Genomic DNA, 1,827 nt, shown 5'->3' on the forward strand with positions numbered 1-1,827 from the left:
CCTCCACACCCCGCCGCCTACCGTGAACACCTGCCGTACCCCGCAACACCCGCCTCACCCGCCCCTGTTGTCACAACCCCGCTACGGACGGGTGGCTGAGGTCACAAGCACGTCACCCGGGCAGAAGGGGACCCTAGGCTGGTCGCCGTCGTTGGGGGAGTGAGGGCTGTGGGGTCCCCGGGGAGCGCGGAGGTCACGTACGTGGGCAAGAGAAGGCGCGTCGAGGAGACGCGCGCAAGCAAGCGGCGGCCGGCCGTGATCGGCGGCATGGCGGCCGTGGTGCTCGGCGGCGCCGCCTTCGGCGTGTACGCGCTGTACGGCGGCGGCGCGGCGGCCGAGAGCGGTACGGCGGCGTCCTCGGCCGACAGCAAGCCCAAGATCAAGACGGGCCCCCTGACGCCCGCCGAGGTGACCTCCGCTTCGACGGTGTTCCTGACCTCCTGGCAGCAGGGCAAGGTCCCGCAGGCGGCAGCGGCGACGGACGACGCGAAGGCGGCGGCGGCGCTCCTCACGTCGTACGCGAAGGACGCGCGGATCTCGGCCGTCACCCTCACTCCGGGCACGCCGGCCGGCGCGAAGGTGCCGTTCTCCGTGAAGGGCATGGTGTCGTTCGAGGGCGTGAGCAAGCCGCTGGCGTACGCGAGCGCGCTGACCGTCGTGCGCAGTACGACGACGGGCGAGCCGGAGGTCGACTGGCACGCGTCGGTCGTCCACCCGGACCTCGCGGACGGCGACTCGCTGGTGACCGGCGAGTCCGGGACGCCGCCGGTGAAGGCGCTGGACCGGGACGGCGAGGAGCTGACGGCGAAGGCGTACCCGTCGCTGGCGTCGGTCCTGGACGGGCTGCGCGAGAAGTACGGCAAGAAGGCGGGCGGCAAGGCGGGCGTGGAGCTGCGCGTCGTGCGGGGCGCGGCGTCGAAGAAGCTCGACCTGTCGGACAAGACGGTGCTGGAGCTGAGCAAGGGCACGCCGGGCGAGGTGAAGACGACGATCAGCCCGGCGATGCAGGCCGCCGCCGAGAAGCAGGTCGCCGCGAAGCCGCGCGCGTCCGTCGTCGTCATGAAGGCGTCGACCGGGGAGATCCTCGCCGTCGCGAACAACGGCAAGGGCTTCAACGTCGGCTTCCTCGGCTCGCTCGCGCCGGGTTCGACGATGAAGGTGATCACGTCGTCGCTGCTGATCGAGAAGGGGCTCGCGTCCGCCGACAAGGAGCACCCCTGCCCGAAGTACTTCACGTACGGCGGCTGGAAGTTCCAGAACGACGACGAGTTCGAGATCAAGAAGGGCACGTTCAAGGCCAGCTTCGCGCGGTCCTGCAACACGGCCTTCATCAGCCAGGCGCCTGAGCTGGACAACGACAGCCTGACCAAGCAGGCGCAGCAGGTGTTCGGGCTGTCCATGGACAACTGGTCGGTGGGCGTGCCGACCTTCGACGGCTCGGTGCCGGTGCAGAAGGCCGCGCAGATGGGGGCCTCGCTGATCGGGCAGGGCGGGGTGCGGATGAACCCGCTGAACATGGCGTCGGTGTCCGCGACGGTCAAGTCCGGCAGCTTCCACCAGCCGTACCTGGTCGCACCCTCCTTCGACGGCCGGAAGCTCGCGACGGCCTCGCGCACGATGTCCGCGTCCACGCTCGGCCAGCTGCGCGAGCTGATGAAGTACACGGCTCAGTACGGGACGGCCGCCGAGGCGATGTCCGGGATGAGCGGGGACTTCGGGGCGAAGACCGGGTCGGCGGAGGTCGACAGCCAGGAGAAGGCGAACGGGTGGTTCACCGCGTACGCCGGGGATCTGGCGGCGGCGGGGGTCGTGCAGGCGGGCGGGCAC

At 70.7% G+C, this 1,827-nt stretch carries 1 protein-coding gene; it reads left to right on the forward strand.

Going from position 1 to position 1,827, the window contains the following annotated elements; genetic code table 11:
• Window positions 1–201: 201 nt before the first annotated feature.
• Window positions 202–1,827 (forward strand): penicillin-binding transpeptidase domain-containing protein (locus AOK24_RS27260; RefSeq protein WP_055722711.1); only part of this gene is annotated, 1,626 nt, incomplete at its 3' end.

Source organism: Streptomyces niveiscabiei (genome assembly GCF_001419795.1).
Taxonomy (GTDB): Bacteria; Actinomycetota; Actinomycetes; order Streptomycetales; family Streptomycetaceae; genus Streptomyces; species Streptomyces niveiscabiei.